Below are 17393 nucleotides of genomic sequence, written 5' to 3'. Positions count from 1 at the left end.
CACCACCACCACGGCGCGGCTGAAGTATAGCGCAAGAGCGCGCGTGCCGGGAGCGGGAATCGTCGGCGATTTCCGCACCTGCGACCGGGTCGCCCCGGTCAGGGGGCGAAGGGGTCGATCTCATGGACGATGGCGGCGGGGTCGCCGTCATATTCGCAGGCGGGCGTGACCGACAGCGTGCCGTCGCCGGCCTGGAAGATGACGATGGCGGCCATCAGCGTGGTGGCGAGGCTGAAGGCGAAGGCGTGAGCGTCGTTGAGGGACATCGGTCCGGCTCCTGTTTCGAGCGGAGGACCATCCCCCGCTGACAGGCGCCCGATGTGTCGGACTGAGCGCTGCAATCACCGCGTAGGCGCAGCCGCAGCGGCGGCATGCTCGCATAGCCGACCCTTTATGGGTTGATGGCGTCAAGCGATCGGTCGGACTCAAGGATCAGCGCAGAAAAGCGGGGTGGTGCGCACTGACGAGCGTCGACGGACCCGGAGCGCATCGCTCTAGTTAGCTAAACGCTAGTACGCCGACGTCGGTTAGCTGACCTCAAGCCACCACTGCCAGGCCCGGCGAAGCGCGCAAGCGAGCTATGTCGCGGGCAGGCGGTTCTCCAAAGTGGCGGCGATATTCGCGACTGAACTGCGATGGGCTTTCGTACCCCACGCTCAAGGCGGCAGTCGCGACATCGATGTCCTGGACCAGCATCAGACTGCGTGCGTCCTGCAGCCGGAGTTGCTTCTGGAACTGCAGCGGGGTCATCGCCGTCACGGCGCGAAAATGTTCGTGCAGGCTCGACGGACTCATGCCCACTTCCGCAGCAAGCCGCTCGATGCTGAACCGTTCCCGGAAGTTCTTGCCGATCCAGGCGATGGCGCGGCCGACTTGCGCCACTTTACCCTGGCCGGAGGTGATGTGGCGCATCCTTGCGCCATCCGGGCCGGCGAGGAGATGATAGAGGATCTCCTGCTCGGCAAGCGGCCCGAGCACGGGCAGCGCCGCCGGATCATCGAGCAGGCGCAGCAGGCGCAGCGCCGCATCGAGCAGACCGGCGCCGGCATCGGACACCGTTTTTCCTATGGGCGGGGATGGCGCTCCTGGCGGCGGCGGCACGCGCGACGCCAAGTCGCCCAGCATCATCGGATCGAAGTCAAGGTACAGGCAGAGATAGGGCTTGTCAGGCGTCGCTTCGACCACATGGCCTATAGCTGGCAAATCGTAAGTCACAACGCCGTAGCGCCCCGGTGCATAGCTGAACACGCGGTCGCCCAGCGTGACCTCTTTGCGCCCCTGCGCGACGAGGCACAGTTGCGGCCGGTAAACATTCGGCATCGGCATCGTGACTGTGGAGGATCGAACAAGCGTCACGCGCTCGATAGGGGTGGCCTGGAAGCCGTCCTTCAAGACAGATCGAGCGATTATCGCAGAAATTTCCTTCAGTGTTTCCATGAGCCGACCATCGCACGCACGCGGATCTGCGGCAACGCGAAACCGCAAATTCCCGTAGGATCGGGCAGAAATCCCGGCGCATCAGGCTAACGGTTTGGGCTCCTGCGTATCACAATGTCTGGGACGCGTGGGGTCACGGCAGGCCCCGGCCGCAGAACAAGTATGGGACAAACATGGCAATAGATAATCTCAAGATCCCCGCAGTCGCACTGGGCACCTGGGCCTGGGGCGACAGTGGCGAGACTGGCGACGGCTACTTCGGCAGCCCGATGACGCAGGCGGGCCTGGAAGAGGTGGCCGACAAGGCACATGCGGCCGGACTTACTCTCTGGGACACCGCCATCGTGTACGGCATGGGCCGTTCAGAGACCGTACTCGGGGAAGTGTTAAAGCGTTTCGCCCGCAGCGACTATCAGCTCTCCACGAAGTTCACCCCGCAGGCTGCGGGAACCGGCGACGATCCGATGGCGGACATGCTGGAGCAAAGCCTGGCCCGCCTCGGTACCGACTACATCGACCTCTACTGGATTCACAATCCAGCCGACGTGGCGCGGTGGACTCCGCACCTGATCCCGTTGCTGAAGAGCGGCAAGGTCAAACATGTCGGCGTCTCGAACCATAACCTGAGCCAAATCAAGCAAGCCGACCAGATTCTCGGCGAAGCCGGGTTCCGGGTCGAGGCGGTCCAGAACCACTACAGCCTGGTCTACCGCAGCCCCGAGGATGCCGGCATCCTGGACTACTGCCGCAATCAGGGCATCCCGTTCTTCGCCTATATGGTGCTCGAACAGGGCGCCCTGACCGGCAAGTACAATCCGGACAACCCGCTGCCGGAAGGCACAAACCGGGCGCAGGCTTACAACGGCATGCTGCCTCAGTTGAAGGCGCTGACCGACAAGCTCGACTCGATCGGCCAAAGCCACGGTGCAACAGCGCCTGATGTCGCGACAGCTTGGGCCATCGCCAAGGGCGCGACGCCGATCATCGGCGTCACCAAGCCCCACTACGTCGATGGCCTGGTCCGAGCCACCAGCATGACGCTCACCAGCGACAACATTGTCGAGCTGGAGGCTCTCGCTGACGCGGCTAACGTGAACACCCGCGGCTGGTGGGAACAAGAAATGTAGTTCGAAGGGCGTTCAGGAAAGGATGCCCAATACCGGCGAGGGCGTCAGCATCATCGCCGATCCGCAAAACCTGAACGCCTCAAACTGACGCCTGCAACGGTTGGGAGAACCGCATGGTCAAGCTCAACATCAACGGCAAAATCGTGGATTTTGACGTCGAGGACGATACCCCGCTGTTGTGGGTGATCCGAGAGCACGCCGGTCTCACCGGCACCAAGTATGGCTGCGGCGTCGCCCAGTGCGGCGCCTGCACCGTGCATATCGATGGCGGCGCGGTGCGCTCCTGCTCGATGCCCGCGAGCGCGGTGTCCGAGGACCAGAAGATCGTCACGATCGAAGGCCTGGGCAACGAGAAACCCCATCCTGTCCAGGAGGTGTGGGCAGAGCTCGACGTCGCGCAGTGCGGCTTCTGCCAGACCGGCATGATCATGGCGGCCGCTTCCCTGCTCGCCCAGAACCCCAACCCGACCGACGAGGCGATCCGCAGCGAGATCAGCAACATCTGCCGGTGCGGGACCTATCCGCGCGTCCTCGCCGGCGTGAAGCTGGCGGCGACCCGTCTTGCAGCCAACCGCGGCTAAGGAGCGCCTGTCATGTTGAACACGACCCTCCCGTCGCCCACCCGCCGCGCGTTCCTGGCAACCTCGGCAGCCGGCGCGTTCACGCTGGCGTTCTCTCTGTCGGGTCCGCGCCAGTCACTCGCACAGACGACCGACCGCGAGGTCAACGCCTGGATCGTCATCCAGCCCGACAACAAGGTCATCATCCGCACCGCGCGCGCGGAGATGGGACAGGGCGCGCTCACGGGCCTGGCACAGCTGATAGCCGAGGAACTCGGCTGCAACTGGGCAGATGTCGGATTCGAGCTGGTGAAGCCCGGCGAGAACCGCCGCCGCAACCGGCCCTGGCGCGACATGGCCACCGGCGGCTCAACCGCGATCCGCAGATCACAGGACTACGTCCGCATGGCCGGCGCCACCGCGCGCGTCATGCTGGTGCAGGCTGCGGCCGAAGCGTGGGGCGTCCCCGCGTCGGAATGCGCCGGCGCCAACGGCTTGGTCACCCATGCGCGCACCGGCCGCAGCGTGACCTATGGCGCGGTGACCACGCGCGCAGCCCAGCTGCCGGTGCCGGCCAATGTGACCCTGAAGGATCCGAAGGACTGGACGATCGCCGGCAAGCCGCTCAGGCGGCTCGACACCGCCGACAAGCTCAACGGCTCGCTGGTCTACGGAATCGATTTCGCAATGCCCGGCATGCTTGTTGCGCTGCCGAAGGCCTGTCCCGTCCATGGCGGCAAGCTGGTGAGCTTTGACGCCAGCAAGGTCACCGGCATGCGCGGCGTGCGGCATGTGCTGAAGGTCGACGATGAAACCGTGGCCGTGGTCGCCGACACCTTCTGGCGCGCTAAGACCGCGCTTGAGGCGTTGCCGATCGTCTGGGACGAAGGCGAGAACGCCAAGGTCTCCAGCGAGACCATTGCCGCGCAGCTGAAGGAGGGGCTCACTGCCGAGACCAACTTCATCGGCAACCGCCAGGGCGATGCCCGCGGCACGCTCGCCAAGGCGTCGCGGCTCATTGAGGCCGATTACAGCTATCCCTACCAGAACCACGCGCCCATGGAGGTACTGTCCGCCACCGTTCGCTGGACGCCCGAGCGTTGCGAGATGTGGGGACCGACCCAGATGGCCGAGGCGGCGCTCGCGATCATGTCGACCGCGGCAGGCGTTCCGCCCGAGGCATGCGAGATCCACACCATGCGCATCGGCGGCAGCTTCGGCCGCCGGCTGCAGAGCGACTACGTGCGGATGGCGACCCTCATCGCCAAGCAGATACCCGGCACGCCGGTGAAGATGATGTGGACCCGCGAAGAGGACATGATGCAGGGTCGGTTCCATCCGATCACGCAGTGCCGCCTGCGCGGTTCGCTGGACGCCCAGGGCAATCTCGAAGCGCTGCACATGCGCATCTCTGGGCAATCCATCGCCCACTACGCGATGCCCAACCTGATGAGCGCCAATGGTGATCCCCTGGTGTTCCAGGGCCTGGTTGCGGACGGCAACGAGATGGCGATCGGCTACACGATCCAGAACCTCCTGATCGACCACGCGATGCGCAACACGCATGTGAGGCCGGGGGCCTGGCGCGGAGTCAACCTCAACCAGAACGCCATCTATCTCGAGTGCTTCATGGACGAGCTGGCGCAGGCCGCCGGCGTTGATCCGCTGGAGTTTCGCCGCCGGTTGATGAGCCGTCATCCCAAGCACCTCGCGGTACTCGATGCGGCTGCCAAAGGCATCGGTTGGGGCACCCCGGCACCTGCGGGTCGGCATCGCGGCATCGCCCAGATCATGGGCTTTGGCGCCTACGTCGCCGGTGCCGCGGAGGTCTCGGTCACCCAGGGCAAGCTGCAGATCCACCGCATCGTCGCGGCGACCGATCCCGGTCACGTCGTCAACCCGCAGCAGGTGGAAGCTCAGATAGTCGGCTCGTTCGTCTATGGCCTCTCCGCCATGCTCTACGGCGAGTGCACGGTCAAAGAGGGCCGCATCGAGCAGCAGAACTTCGACACCTACAACGTGCTCAGGCTCGACGAGATGCCGGAGGTCGAGGTCGTCGCCATGCCATCGGGCGGGTTCTGGGGCGGTGTCGGCGAGCCCACGATTGCGGTGGCGGCTCCTGCGGTCATGAACGCGATCTTTGCCGCCACGGGCAAACGCGTGCGGCAGCTGCCGCTGAAAAACGTGGACCTGCGGACTGGCAGTTGAGGGGTGCCGGGCGTCTTTCCCCACAGGGGCGCCCAGTGGCCAGCCGCTCATGCACATTAGTCATCTATCGCAATGTCGAGCCCCAGCCCGGCTTCCACGCTGCGCAGCACTATGTTGACATTGTCGGAGGTGAGTTGGGTTCGACACGTCGGCACCACCGGGCCGAAGCGCATGGGCTGCGCCCGCGCGGCTATTGATTATCATCGTATGAATGGCGATTGTCGCGGATCGATGAGCGATGGTCGATCGCCCAAGCGGCCAACGCCCGAAGCGGCGTCGACAGCGATAGGCCGAGAGCGGTTAGGGAATACTCGACCTGAGGCGGTGTCTTGTCGTGCACAACCCTCTTGACCAGGCCGTCTCGCTCCAGCGCTTTGAGCGTGCGGGTCAGCATCTGCTGCGAGATGCCGGCGACAAGGCGCTTTATCTCGTTAAAGCGCCTCGGTTGGCGGTGGAGGGCGACGACGATCTGCACCGTCCATTTGTCCCCGATGCGCGCCAGGACGTCTCCTACTCCGGCGCAGTCCGTAGGCAGATCGCCTGATGAAGTCACATCCATATGACTTGGCTCCAAAAATATGCGTTCTAGCAACGGCTGTTGCAGTCATATATCGAGATCAGGTCTAGAATCCAGACCGATCGCTCCATCGCAGAGCTTCTGTTCGCGGCCGGTCTCCATCTGAAAGGATGCAACCATGACCGGCCGGCCGATCCACCGAGACGCAAACATGGAAGCGCCGACACCCGTTCAATCGGTACGGTCGCTCGCATTGCCGGCAGCGGGGCGGGGAGAAGACCTGCAACTGCGCGTGTCCGCACCTGTTCTAGGCGACGGACTGCCGACCATCGTGTTTTCGCATGGGTTCGGCTCCTCGATGGACGGTTATGCGCCACTGGCCGACTATTGGGCCGCGCGCGGCTTTGTCGTGATCCAGCCGACCCATCTCGACGCGAAGCGACTCGGTCTTGCGGAGGACGATCCGCGACGACCGCTAATCTGGCGAACGCGCGTCGACGACATGAAGCGCATCCTCGACGATCTTGACTTGATCGAGCGGCTGGTCCCGGGCCTTGAGGGGCGGACGGACAAAGGTCTGGTCGCCGCAGCGGGGCACTCTTTCGGCGGACAGACGACGAGCATGTTGTTGGGCGCACGGATGCTTGATCCGGGCGGAGTGGGCGAAGATATGTCCGATCCGCGCGTCAGGGCCGGGATACTGCTCGCATCGGGCGGACGGGGCGGCTCCGACCTGAGCCCTCTGGCGATCGAGAAGACTCCTTATCTCAACTCCGGCTTCGACAATATGATGACGCCGACGCTGGTGGTGGCAGGTGATGCCGACGTGTCGCCGCTAACGGTTCGTGGCCCGGACTGGTTCGCTGATCCATTCCGTCTCAGTCCGGGCGGGCAAGCGCTGCTGACGCTGCTTGGCGGAGAGCATATGCTCGGCGGCATCTCCGGATATGAGGTCACCGAAACCACTGACGAAAATCCCGAGCGTGTTGCGCTCGTGCAGAAGGTGACCCTCGCATACTTGCAAAAGGCGCTTCTGAACCACGCAACCGCGTGGACGTCACTATGCGGGGAACTGGCCACAGGTGTGTCGGCCGTAGGGCGTATCGAGGAGCGGTAAAGTCTCGCATCGCGATATGCGTGAGTGACAGCATCTTTCTCGAGGAGAATTCGGACGCCCTGCGGACAGCGTAACGCGGCGGTCGGCAGGGCTGTTCGGATCAGGTGTTGGACAGCGCTTACGCGCCGCCGAACTTCCAGACCGGGATGCCGAGCTTCTTGGCCTTGTCGGCGAGGTTGTCGTGGATACCTGTGCCTGGGAAGTGCATTATGCCCTTGGGCACGATCTCCAGGATCGCGTCGTTGCGCTTGAACGGCGCGGCCCGGCCGTGCTTCGTCCAGTCGGGGGCGAAGCCGATCTGCGGCACGTTGCGATTCTTTGCCCAGAGCGAGGCGATCTTCTCGGCGCCCTTCGGCGACTTGCCATGGATCAGCACCATGTCGGGGTGCTTCGCGTGGACCTGGTCGAGCTTGGCCCAGATCAGCCGGTGGTCGTCATAGTCGAGCCCGCCGGTGACGACGATCTTCGGGCCCGGTGGCAGGAGCACCTCCTGGTCGGCGCGCTTCTTCGCCATCAGGAAATCGCGGCTGTCGATCATCGCTGAGGTGAGATTGCGATGGTTGACCTTCGATCCACTGCGCGGGAGCCAGGGCTTGCCGACGTGGCGCTCATAGTGTTCGGCGCCCTGGTCGCGCATGAGCTCGAAGGCGTTCTGGCGCTCGATCAGCGTCATGCCCTCTGCGATCAAGCGCTCCAGTTCGACGGATTTCACCTCGCTGCCGTCCTGTTCGCGCTGGGCCCGCTTCTGGGCCTGCTCGTTGTCGTCCAGTTCCCGGCCGATCCGGTCGGTGGCGCGGTGGAAGACGTTGACGGTCGACCATAGGAGATCGTCGAGGTCGGGTTCGAGGCGCGTGTCCTCCAGGGTGCCGATCAGGGCGTCGAAGATGTCGGCAACGGCGCTCGCGACCTGATTGCCGTCGGGCAGAAGCCGCTGGTCGGGCTCGTCGGCAAAGGGGCGGTAGCCGTGGAGCTGGAGTTCGTTGAGGACATGGTCGGTGGGTGAGGATTCGTGATGAGGTTCGAAGTCGTCGTGCGTGTCCATGGGATGCTCCGTCGATAGGACCGCGACCGTCGCGGCCTTCATGGCGACGAAGCCCACGGGCCGGACGGCCGGGCACCCGGAGCGTAAGCGCAGGGCTCGATGGCTAAGGCCGGCTATTTTGCCTCGCGATGGAAAGCGGCCTTCAGGCCGCGCCGGAAAATAGTCGGCCGCCGCCATTGCCCGGCTGGCCGGCTTGTGGGCCGATCGCCCTCTCGAAGGCCGAGGCGCGGTCCTTTTAAACGGAACGATGCATCCGGACGCGGCACGTCGACAACGCGTCACCGTCCTTCCTGCCGGCTATGCCGCAAGCGCCAAAAAGCGTGTGACGTCCTGCGGTGCGACCTGCAACCGGGCTTCCATGCGCAATGCGTTCAGGCCGAGGGCGCGCAGATCCTCGTTGAAGTCGCCCAACTCCGGCGAGATGACAATCGCCTCGATCCCGGCCGCATTCGCCCGTTCGATCAAGTTATCGCGTGCCCCGTCGCCGGCGGGATCGTTGTCGCGGACGATGTAGAGCCGCCGCAATGTGTCTGGGAACAGGATGGCGGCGAGATGCGCTGCCGAGAGCGCCGCCATCATTGGCATGTCGGGCAAGACCTGCCGGATCGACAGGACGGTCTCGATGCCTTCGCCGGCCGCCATTACATCGCTTGCCGTTCCGAAGCGGACCGCATTGCCGAGAAGATCGCCCATGGCCCGCCTCGGCGTGTCGATCGGCGCCTTGTCGCGGCGGCGGGGATCGAGCCAGGTGCGATGCACCCCGGTGATCCTTCCGTCGAGGTCGGTGACGGCTGCGATCATCGCCGGCCAGGTTTCGGTCGGCGAGTGCTCATCGGAGTGATAGTAGCAGCGCGGGTGGTAATGCAGGCTTCCGGTTCCGCGTAAATCCGTAATGCCGCGTTCCCGTAGATACGCCTGCACGAGCGTGCCGTAGATCGGCTGCGACATGCGAACTAGCCGATGGGCCGCTTCAGGCGAGCCATGCGGCGCCGGGCTCTGCCGCTGGTGCTCGCGGGTCGCCGGCTCCGGCGGCGGCATGCTGAGGAAGATCCGGGCTTCGTCGGCGACGTCCTTGAAATCGACCAAGCCGCAGCTCTCGCGGATGACGTCGAGAAGATCGCCGTGTTCGCCCGTCGCCGCGTCGGTCCATTTGCCGGCTGGCCCTTTTGGCGTGTCCTTGATCCGGACATACATCGAGCGGCCGGGTGTGTTGCGCGCGTCGCCGACCAGCCAGTAGCCGCCCTCGCGGCGGCCGCTGGAGAGATAATGCCGGCACACCGCCTCGGCCTGCCGGCCGAGACGATGGGCAAGATCGGAAGCGTCCTGACGTGCCATCACGCAGCCTCCCGCTCGGAGATGCGCGCGACCGGGAAGGTGTCGAGCAGCTTGGCGAGGATGGCTGGCCCGGTGGCGTCGACCGGCACGAAGAAGCGGAGCTTCCACGAGATGATCTCGCTGAACAGGCCATAGGCGCGCAGCCGGTCCCGCATCGCCTCGGTGAAGCCGGTCAGCTCCAAACGCTGAACGCTCATGACGCGCGCACGCCGAAGCTGAAGGCCCTCAGTGAGATCGAGGATCGTCGTGCCGTCCATCAGAGCGGTGAAGGCCTGCTCCGGTGTCAGCGACGCAGCGCCCGTCGTGACGGCGTTCGCCGCCCAGGCCGGCGAGACGCGGCGGCCGATGATGCGCTCGCCGGCATCGGTCTGGAGTCGGTAGACACGGGTCGACTCGTTCGGCAGCCGCTTCCAGATCGGCAACAGCAGGCCGGCGACGATATGGATCGTGCTGTCGGAGAACTCCGGCACGTCGTTCAGCTCCGCGCACCACGCTGCGGCGAAGGCGGCTCGATCGGCTTCCTCCCAATGGCTCTCGTCCATCAAGCGCAGCGGCGCGTGATGGTGCTCCATCGGCCGGATCAGACAGACGCGGCGCTCGATCTCGCCATCGTCGAGCATCATCGACGGCGCGGGAACCTGCACGGCGGCGCGCCCGGAGCGGCCGTTGACCAGGAGCCGTGCGCGTGGATCGGAGAGATGGTCGAGCGCGTCGGCGAGGCTCGTTGGTCGATTGCGCTCGCGCCGGGTGATGGTGAGCAGCCGGGTTTCAGCGCTGGTGCTAGGATGGGTATGGATGACCTGGCTGTCGGTAACGACGAAGCTCTCGGCCTGCAGCGTCTCAAGCCCGACGTCATAGACGCCGCTGCGGATCGCGCCCTCGACCTTGGCGGTCAGGAGTTGCTCGAACGCCGTGAACAGCACGCCCTGAAGGTCGATGGTGAGCGCCAGCAGCCGGTTGAGGAAGGTGGTGATCGGCGGCAGCTCGTCCTTGATGCCGTTGTCATCCATGAGTTTCAGCCCGGTGGCGGACTCGAAGCGGTCAAGCGAGCAGCCTTCGACCTTGCCGCGGACGAGCAGCAGATAGAGCTGGCGCAGCGCATCGCGCGCGTATGGGCTTTCCAGGTTGTCCTCGGGACGGAACAGGCCCTGTCCGCCGGTCTGGCGTTGTCCGCGCGTAATGGCGCCGAGGGTGTCGAGCCGGCGTGCGATCGTCGAGAGGAAGCGCTTCTCTGCCTTCACGTCGCTGGCGATCGGTCGGAAAAGCGGCGGCTGCGCCTGGTTGGTGCGGTTGGTGCGGCCGAGCCCCTGGATCGCTGCGTCGGCCTTCCAGCCCGGCTCCAGCAGATAGTGGATGCGCAGGCGCTGGTTCCTCACCGCAAGGTCGGCGTGATAGCTGCGGCCCGTGCCGCCGGCATCCGAGAATACGAGGATGCGCTTCTGGTCGTCCATGAAGGCGGCCGCCTCGGCGAGATTGGCCGACCCCGCCCGGTTCTCGACCGCAAGGCGCTCGCCCTTGCGCACCACGCGCCGCGAGCGACCGGTGACCTCGGCGACGACGTCGGTGCCGAAACGCTGGACGATCTGGTCGAGGGCGCCGGGCACGGGCTCCAGCGATGCGAGACGCTCGATCAGCTCGTCGCGGCGGGCTATCGCCTCGCGGCTCTCGACCGGCTGGCCTTCCCGGTAGACCGGCCGCGACGACAGATTGCCCTCGCTGTCGGAGAACGGCTCGTAGAGCTGCACCGGGAAGGAATGGGCGAGATAGTCGAGGACATATTCGCGCGGCGTGATGTCGACGCGGACGTCGTTCCATTCCTCGGTAGGGATCTCAGCCAGGCGCCGTTCCATCAGCGCTTCGCCGGTCGAGACGATCTGGATGACGGCGGTGTGCCCGTCGGCCAGGTCCTGCTCGATTGAGCGGATCAGCGTCGGCGTCTTCATGCTGGTCAGCAGATGACCGAAGAAGCGCTGCTTGGCGCTCTCGAAGGCCGAACGCGCGGCGGACTTCGCCTGCCGGTTCAGCGTGCCGCTGTCGCCGGTGATGTTGGCGGCCTGCATCGCCGCGTCGAGGTGATTGTGGATGATGGCGAAGGCGCCGGCATAGGCGTCGTAGATGCGAGTCTGCTCGGGCGTGAGCTGGTGCTCGACCAACTCATATTCGACGCCGTCATAGGAGAGCGACCGGGCGGTATAGAGCCCGAGCGCGCGCAGGTCGCGGGCGAGCACCTCCATGGCCGCGACGCCGCCATTCTCCACCGCCTCGACGAACTCGGCCCGATTGGCGAAGGGAAAATCGTCGCCGCCCCATAGGCCGAGCCGCTGGGCGTAGGCGAGATTGTGGACGGTCGTCGCGCCCGTGGCCGAGACGTAGACGACGCGGGCATTGGGCAGCGCGTGCTGGAGCCGCAGGCCCGCACGGCCTTGCTGCGATGGGGCGACATCGCCCCGTTCTCCCTTGCCACCGCCGGCGTTCTGCATCGCGTGGGACTCGTCGAAAATGATCACTCCATCAAAGTCGGAGCCCAACCATTCGACGATCTGCTTGACCCGTGAAAGCTTCTCGCCACGGTCGTCGGACCGTAGCGTGGCGTAGGTGGTGAATAGGACGCCTTCGTTCAGCCGGATGGCGGTCCCTTGAGGGAAGCGCGACAGCGGCGTGACCAGCAGGCGCTCCATGCCGAGCGCCGACCAGTCGCGCTGGGCGTCTTCGAGCAGCTTGTCGGATTTGGAGATCCAGACGGCCTTGCGGCGGCCCTGTAGCCAGTTGTCGAGGATGATGCCGGCCGACTGGCGGCCCTTGCCGGCGCCGGTGCCGTCGCCGAGCATGAAGCCACGGCGGAAGCGAACCGCGTTCGGTGCATCGTCCGGCGCGGCGGTGACGAGATCGCCGGTCTCGTCCACGGTCCAGGCGCCGACGAGATATTCGCCATGAGCCTCGCCGGCATAGATGACCGTTTCGAGCTGGGCATCGGAGAGGATGCCGTCTGTGACGATCGCGGCCGGAAGCGTGGGGCGATAAGTTGGCTTCGGCGGGGGGACCGATGCCATGGCGGCCGATTGCACCAATTTGGTGGGATGGGCCTGCGCGTCCGGGATGCGGATCGACTGGAGCGCATAGGCCTCGTAGATCGAGTCCGACAGGCGGTCGCCCTCGGGCGGCGTCCAGTCGACGGTCTCATAGTCGAGCGGCACGCCCTCGACTTGCGCGGTGCGGCGGACAGGTGCGGCGGTTGCGGCCCGGGTGAGATAGCCGCGCACGGTGCGCGGTGTGGCGTCAGGCACGATCTTTGGCAGCGCAACGGCCATGCGGGGCGGCACATGCCGATCGATCCACGCGAGCAGCGTCGCCACGTCCGGCGCGATACCAGGGGACTCTGGAAAGCGCTCGGCATCTTCGGCCGGCGCCTTGTCGATGACGGTCAGCCGCGTTTCGATGGTCGTGCCGTGCTTGGCATAGACCGAGCCCGCGATCGCCGCGGTGAACACGACGCGGCCACGCTCCTGTAGCCGGACGAAGCTGTCCCGCCAGGCCGGCAACTCGGGCGAGAAACTCGCGCCGGTGATGGCGACCAGCCGGCCGCCCGGCGCCAGCCGCGCCAGCGCCGAGGCAAGGTGGCGAAAGGCGGCGTCGGCGACGCGCCCGGAGACGTTCGCCATGACCGAGAATGGGGGATTCATGATGACGACGCTCGGGACAGCAGCGCGATCGAGATGATCGTCGATCTGAGCGGCGTCGAAGCGCGTCACGGCGACTGCCGGGAAAAGCGCTGCCAGCAAATCGGCCCGGGTCTCGGCCAGCTCGTTGAGAGAAACGCCAGCGCCGACGACGTCGGCGAGCGCGGCAAGCAAGCCTGTCCCGGCCGACGGCTCCAGCACGCGATCCGCAGGCGTGATCGATGCGGCGGTGAGCGCCGCAAGGCCAAGTGGGATCGGTGTCGAGAATTGCTGGAAGGCCTGGGCCTCCTCGGAGCGGCGTGTGTGGGTCGGGAGCAATCTCACGATCTTGGCCAGCGCGGTGAGCCGTGCAGCCGGAGATGCGGCTTTGCGGAAAAGCGCCTTGCCGTATTTGCGCAGGAAGAGGACGGTCGCGGCCTCGCAGGCGTCATAGGCCGATTTCCAGTCCCAGGCGCCGCTGGCATCCGACGCGCCGAAGGCGTGCTCCATGGCGGAGCGCAGGATGGCGGCGTCGATCGCGCGGCCCAGTTCGAGGTGAGGGAGGAGATAGCCGGCGGCGGCGAGAATGGCGGCGGCCGGAGGCGCGTCGGGCGCGAGCGGAAGCGAGGCCGCCGGAGCGGCTCCGGAGACGGGAGCGTGAAGCATGGAGGATACCTCGAAAGAGCAGGAGACGGACGAGCCGGCCCGGCGCTCTCTCTCGACCGGACGGGCTCAAACCCGTGCCGGCAGACCTCTCACTCTGGCGCGGTCGGCGCCCGTCCCATCGCTCCGGCTTCCGGCGGGAGCGATGGGACGCTAATCTTGGTTGGGAAAAAAAATTGGCCGCGGCGTCTTCTTCGAAGGCTCGCCGCGCCGGGCGAGAAAGGCAGACGGTATGAAGGGAAGCGCGATCGGCATCATTGCGGCGGGATGCCTGACGGCCGGATTCGGCGCGGGTTTTGTTCTCCGGCCGGTGATCTCGCCGGTCGCCGTGTCGCCCGCTGCGGCATCGCCGGCCGTGGCGGCGGGCGTGGCGCAACCGAGCGAGGAAGAAGCGACGGCGGCCGTGCGGCGCCATCGCCGGTTCACGGGGACTTCGCTCGAACGCGCGACGCTGAAGCTCGGCGACTGCTCGCCTGGCGGTGTCGGGCCCGGCGTGACCTGCATGACGCAGCTCGTCATGGACCCGACGAAGGCCGGCGCGGCGCCGCAGAATCGGCCGATCGGCTTTGCCAGGGTCAACGGCCAGTGGGAGGTCGCGGTCTGGTAGCGGCGGGCGACATCGACCGCGAGCTCGCGGCTGTGTTCCTTGCCAATGGCGAAGGTTTCCTGCGGGGCGCAGACTCGGCTGATCGCGGCGATGCGCGCGAGATCTGTTACGCGATCGCCATCGCCACCGAGCTGGTGCTGAAGGCATTCCTCGTCGCCCGGGGCTGGGCTGGACGGGATCGTCTGCGTGCTGAACGGCTACTATCCGAGGCACGCTTTCGACAGCTTCGTCGTGCCGGCCGGCGACGCCGCGTTTCCGGCCAGGGCCCGGGCGATTGTCGCAGACCTCTACGAGCGCGTTCGCCCTCAGGTCGAGGCCTCGGGCGGACGATAAAGCTCGAACGGATTGCCATCGGCCAGGTGGCCGAACGGCGTGAACATATAGTCGCCGTCATCGCGCCCCACGGCGCAGATGACGTAGCGGGTCTCGCCCGTCGCGATTTCGGTGCATTCCATCAGCGCCAGGTCGCCGCTGGTCGCGGCGCGCAGCAGCGTCTGGAAATTGGCGCGGGCATAGTCGGGAATGCTCATCGCCCGCCTCCGTCGGGAAGCCGGTCCGCGAGCCAGCGCCCAGTGCTGATCCATTCGAGCGTCCGGCCGGTCGAAAGGTCGAGGATATGGGCGCCGCCCGAGAAGCCATCGACGAGGGGTTCCGAGGCGACGTTTGCCCATTGGAATCCCCAGCGACCGGTCAGGCCGAAAGCCTCGGCGCAGCGTGTCACGAAGGTGACCGCGAGCTGCTGGTCGGCGCTGCCGGGATCGCGCAGCCAAAGGCGGGACCGTCCGTGCTCCGGCGTCAGCGAAAGCAGGAATGGCTCGGCCGGCGGGTATTCGCGGGCGTTCTCGGTGATCAGCGTCGTGTAGATATCGAAGGCGCGCGCAGCGTTGGCGGTGGTGCCGACGTCGAGCAGGCATGAAAAGCGAGTGAGAAAATCGGTCATGGCGGGCTCCTGAAACGAAAAAAGCCCGGCGCTGGGCCGGGCTCGTGAGGGATCGGAGGGGGGCGGGCTAGTAGCCGAACTGCCAGGATGGCCAGGCTTGGCCGTCGTCGGCAGCGCGCACCGCATCGTCGAGATAGGCAGGATCGCCCTCGACGACGGAGGGATCGCGCACCGGTGTTTCGTCGATGATCGTCACGCGGCCGACCAGGCCGTTCTCGACCTCGACATGCACGGGCACGAGATATTCAAAGACGAGGCGCCGGGGCGCCGGGCCGGATTGCGACATGGCGCAGCTCCTTGGTTGGAGGAATGGGCGGAGCGGCCGAAGCCGCCCCGCCTGAGCGATCACTCGGCCGCGACGAGGTGGCGTTCGTCGTCTTCGCCGGCGGATTCCTCGTCATCGCTCGCGAGGAAGTCGGGCAGCTCAGCGCCGTCGTCCTCGCCGCCAGTCTGGGCTTCCTGCGTTGACGCCTCGGCCTCGGCGACCAGGCGCAGCGGCTCCGGCAGCCAGCCGGTGTCGGCCAGCAGGCGCTCGGCCTCCTTGGCCATGTCGCCCTTCTTCAGATGGTCGATGAGCTGCGCGGCCTGCTCGCCGGCGCCCTCGCGGACGGCCTGAAGGATGCGGGGCTTGGTGACGCGGTTGAGGTAATTGCCGAAGGTTGGACGCCAGCCGGCCTCGACAAGATCGAGCCCGGTCGCCCGGGTCAGGCGGTCGGCCTGGGCGAGCCGCATGTCGAGCGTGTGCTGGGACAAGCCGCCGGCACTGTGCGGATTCGGCCGCTCGTAGAGCGCATTCACGCCATAGCTGACGCAATGCGCCAGCAGCGCCATCCGGCTGGCGTCGTCCAGGCCCGCGAGCCAATCCCACAGAGCGTCGTCCTCCTTCGGGATGTCGCCCGCCCAGGCGGCGTGGCGGTCCTGCACCGCCCGCGCGGACGGGCTGTCCTTCAGCGTATCGTCCTGGGCCGGGAAGAAGATGTGCTTCACTCCGGCATCCATGGCGCCCGTGTACATGCGGGTCATGAAGGTGTCCGAGACCAGCTTGTGGAGCAGCGCGGTCATTGCGACGTGCGGATTCTCCGCGACGGCGTTGCGCAGCGCGAGCGTGCGGTACGCCGTCAGCTCGATGACCACGCGCTCCGGCAGCGGCTTGATGACGCCGTCATCCTCGTCCTCCTCGGGTTCGACAGGCTGGCCACCGATGGTGATGACCGCCCGCTGCACCACGGGCGCGGCGGGATCACCGCCGGCTTCTACGCCGGTCTCACCCTCGGGCTCGATCGGCGCTTCATCCTCGGCCCGCACGTAACCGCGGTCGATGTCGAGGCTGCCGTCATGGGCGATGCTGACGAAGACGCCTGCGCGGGGGATGTCTTCCGCTTCGAAGCGCACCGGCCGGGTCTCGAAGGCGGCGAGCGCCGTCTCGATCTCGCCGAGGCGCTGATCGACCTCGTCCGGCAGCTCGTCGACGCCTTCATATTCCGCCTCGAGCTTCTGATATTCGGCGTTGAGCGCCTCGATAGTCGCCTGTTCCTCGGCCGAGAGGTCGAGCGGTTCGCCCTGCAGCTCACGCAGGCCCCGCGTGGCGTCATAGGGGAAGCTGACCGCGACCTCGATCCACTTCCAGCCCTCGGCGGCGATTGTCTCGGCCGTGGCCTTCAGCTTCTCGGCGACCAGACGATCTAGCAGCGCCGGATCCTGCAGCCAGCCGCCATCGTCGGATTGGAAGAGATCGCGCATGGTGACGCCGCCGGCGGCCTCGTAGGCCTCGACGCCGACGAACACGGCCCGCTTGTCCGAGGCGCGCACCGTGGTTTCGGTGAGCATGCGCCGGATCTGGTACGGCTCCTTGGACCAAGCGTCCTTGATCGCGTCCCAGACCTGTTCTTGGCGGGCGTGGTCGTTCGACACGGTGAACGCCATGAGCTGCTCCAGTGTCATGCCGTCCTCGGCATAGATGTCGAGGAGCGCCGGCGATGCGGACGCCAGCCGCAGACGCTGCTTCACCACCTGGGCCGGCAGGAAGAAGGCCGCGGCGATCTCCTCTTCGGACATGCCCTTGTCGCGCATATCCTGAAAGGCGCGGTACTGGTCGAGGGGATGCATATTTTAGGTCATGTGTCAACTGTCCTGTGAAGCATTTTCTGTCGGATATCCGTCAGTTTTTAGCCTTGACGTCGGGTG

15 protein-coding genes are annotated in these 17393 nt (G+C 66.2%); 5 read left to right on the top strand and 10 right to left on the bottom strand.

Annotated elements, in window-relative coordinates; genetic code table 11:
- Positions 1-98: 98 nt before the first annotated feature.
- Together AC58EF_RS24355 and AC58EF_RS24350 are read right to left on the bottom strand one after the other, a co-directional pair.
- Entirely contained in the window at positions 99-266 is a 168-nt protein-coding gene (locus tag AC58EF_RS24355) for a hypothetical protein (RefSeq protein ID WP_497279032.1), read from the bottom strand.
- Positions 267-537: 271 nt separating this feature from the next.
- Positions 538-1437, bottom strand: coding sequence for an AraC family transcriptional regulator (locus AC58EF_RS24350; protein ID WP_497279031.1), 900 nt, complete (start codon positions 1435-1437; stop codon positions 538-540).
- Positions 1438-1610: 173 nt separating this feature from the next.
- Between AC58EF_RS24350 and AC58EF_RS24345 the strand changes: the two genes are divergently transcribed.
- From AC58EF_RS24345 to AC58EF_RS24335, 3 genes are all read left to right on the top strand, one after another.
- The gene (locus AC58EF_RS24345) at positions 1611-2564 is read left to right on the top strand and encodes an aldo/keto reductase (RefSeq protein WP_497279030.1); all 954 of its coding nucleotides are present in this window, start codon (positions 1611-1613) and stop codon (positions 2562-2564) included.
- Positions 2565-2677: 113 nt separating this feature from the next.
- Complete coding sequence (locus AC58EF_RS24340; RefSeq protein WP_497279028.1) at positions 2678-3145, top strand: (2Fe-2S)-binding protein; 468 nt, start codon at positions 2678-2680, stop codon at positions 3143-3145.
- Positions 3146-3157: 12 nt separating this feature from the next.
- Positions 3158-5332, top strand: coding sequence for a xanthine dehydrogenase family protein molybdopterin-binding subunit (locus AC58EF_RS24335; protein WP_497279027.1), 2175 nt, complete (start codon positions 3158-3160; stop codon positions 5330-5332).
- A gap of 190 nt (positions 5333-5522) precedes the next feature.
- Here AC58EF_RS24335 and AC58EF_RS24330 read toward each other — a convergent pair whose 3' ends face one another.
- Complete coding sequence (locus AC58EF_RS24330; RefSeq protein ID WP_497279026.1) at positions 5523-5891, bottom strand: winged helix-turn-helix transcriptional regulator; 369 nt, start codon at positions 5889-5891, stop codon at positions 5523-5525.
- A 136-nt stretch (positions 5892-6027) separates the two neighbouring features.
- Here AC58EF_RS24330 and AC58EF_RS24325 point away from each other — a divergent pair, with 136 nt between their 5' ends.
- A complete protein-coding gene (locus tag AC58EF_RS24325) occupies positions 6028-6966 on the top strand; it encodes an alpha/beta hydrolase family protein (protein ID WP_497279025.1) in 939 nt (312 codons plus the stop codon).
- Positions 6967-7084: 118 nt separating this feature from the next.
- Here the strand turns inward: AC58EF_RS24325 and AC58EF_RS24320 are convergent, their stop codons facing one another.
- From AC58EF_RS24320 to AC58EF_RS24310, 3 genes are all read right to left on the bottom strand, one after another.
- Positions 7085-8008: a DUF2493 domain-containing protein gene (locus tag AC58EF_RS24320; RefSeq protein WP_497279024.1), complete on the bottom strand. Its 924-nt coding sequence runs from the start codon at positions 8006-8008 to the stop codon at positions 7085-7087.
- A gap of 297 nt (positions 8009-8305) precedes the next feature.
- Positions 8306-9343, bottom strand: a complete 1038-nt coding sequence (locus AC58EF_RS24315; protein WP_497279022.1) for a DUF7146 domain-containing protein — start codon at positions 9341-9343, stop codon at positions 8306-8308.
- Entirely contained in the window at positions 9343-13665 is a 4323-nt protein-coding gene (locus AC58EF_RS24310) for a strawberry notch-like NTP hydrolase domain-containing protein (RefSeq protein ID WP_497279021.1), read from the bottom strand. Before AC58EF_RS24310 ends, AC58EF_RS24315 begins: the two co-directional genes overlap by 1 nt.
- Positions 13666-13894: 229 nt before the next feature.
- Here AC58EF_RS24310 and AC58EF_RS24305 point away from each other — a divergent pair, with 229 nt between their 5' ends.
- Complete coding sequence (locus AC58EF_RS24305; protein WP_497279019.1) at positions 13895-14269, top strand: hypothetical protein; 375 nt, start codon at positions 13895-13897, stop codon at positions 14267-14269.
- Positions 14270-14574: 305 nt separating this feature from the next.
- Here AC58EF_RS24305 and AC58EF_RS24300 read toward each other — a convergent pair whose 3' ends face one another.
- The 4 genes from AC58EF_RS24300 to AC58EF_RS24285 form a co-directional block, all read right to left on the bottom strand.
- Complete coding sequence (locus AC58EF_RS24300) at positions 14575-14799, bottom strand: DUF6117 family protein (protein ID WP_497279018.1); 225 nt, start codon at positions 14797-14799, stop codon at positions 14575-14577.
- Complete coding sequence (locus tag AC58EF_RS24295) at positions 14796-15209, bottom strand: hypothetical protein (protein ID WP_497279016.1); 414 nt, start codon at positions 15207-15209, stop codon at positions 14796-14798. Before AC58EF_RS24295 ends, AC58EF_RS24300 begins: the two co-directional genes overlap by 4 nt.
- A gap of 67 nt (positions 15210-15276) precedes the next feature.
- Positions 15277-15495 (bottom strand): hypothetical protein, encoded by a 219-nt coding sequence (locus AC58EF_RS24290; RefSeq protein WP_497279015.1) that lies wholly within the window; start codon positions 15493-15495, stop codon positions 15277-15279.
- A gap of 59 nt (positions 15496-15554) precedes the next feature.
- The gene (locus AC58EF_RS24285) at positions 15555-17315 is read right to left on the bottom strand and encodes a ParB/RepB/Spo0J family partition protein (RefSeq protein ID WP_497279014.1); all 1761 of its coding nucleotides are present in this window, start codon (positions 17313-17315) and stop codon (positions 15555-15557) included.
- Between the last annotated feature and the right edge of the window lie 78 nt (positions 17316-17393).

This window comes from Sphingobium sp. WR1 (assembly GCF_059693745.1).
This window is presented reverse-complemented; position numbering and strand designations above follow the sequence as displayed.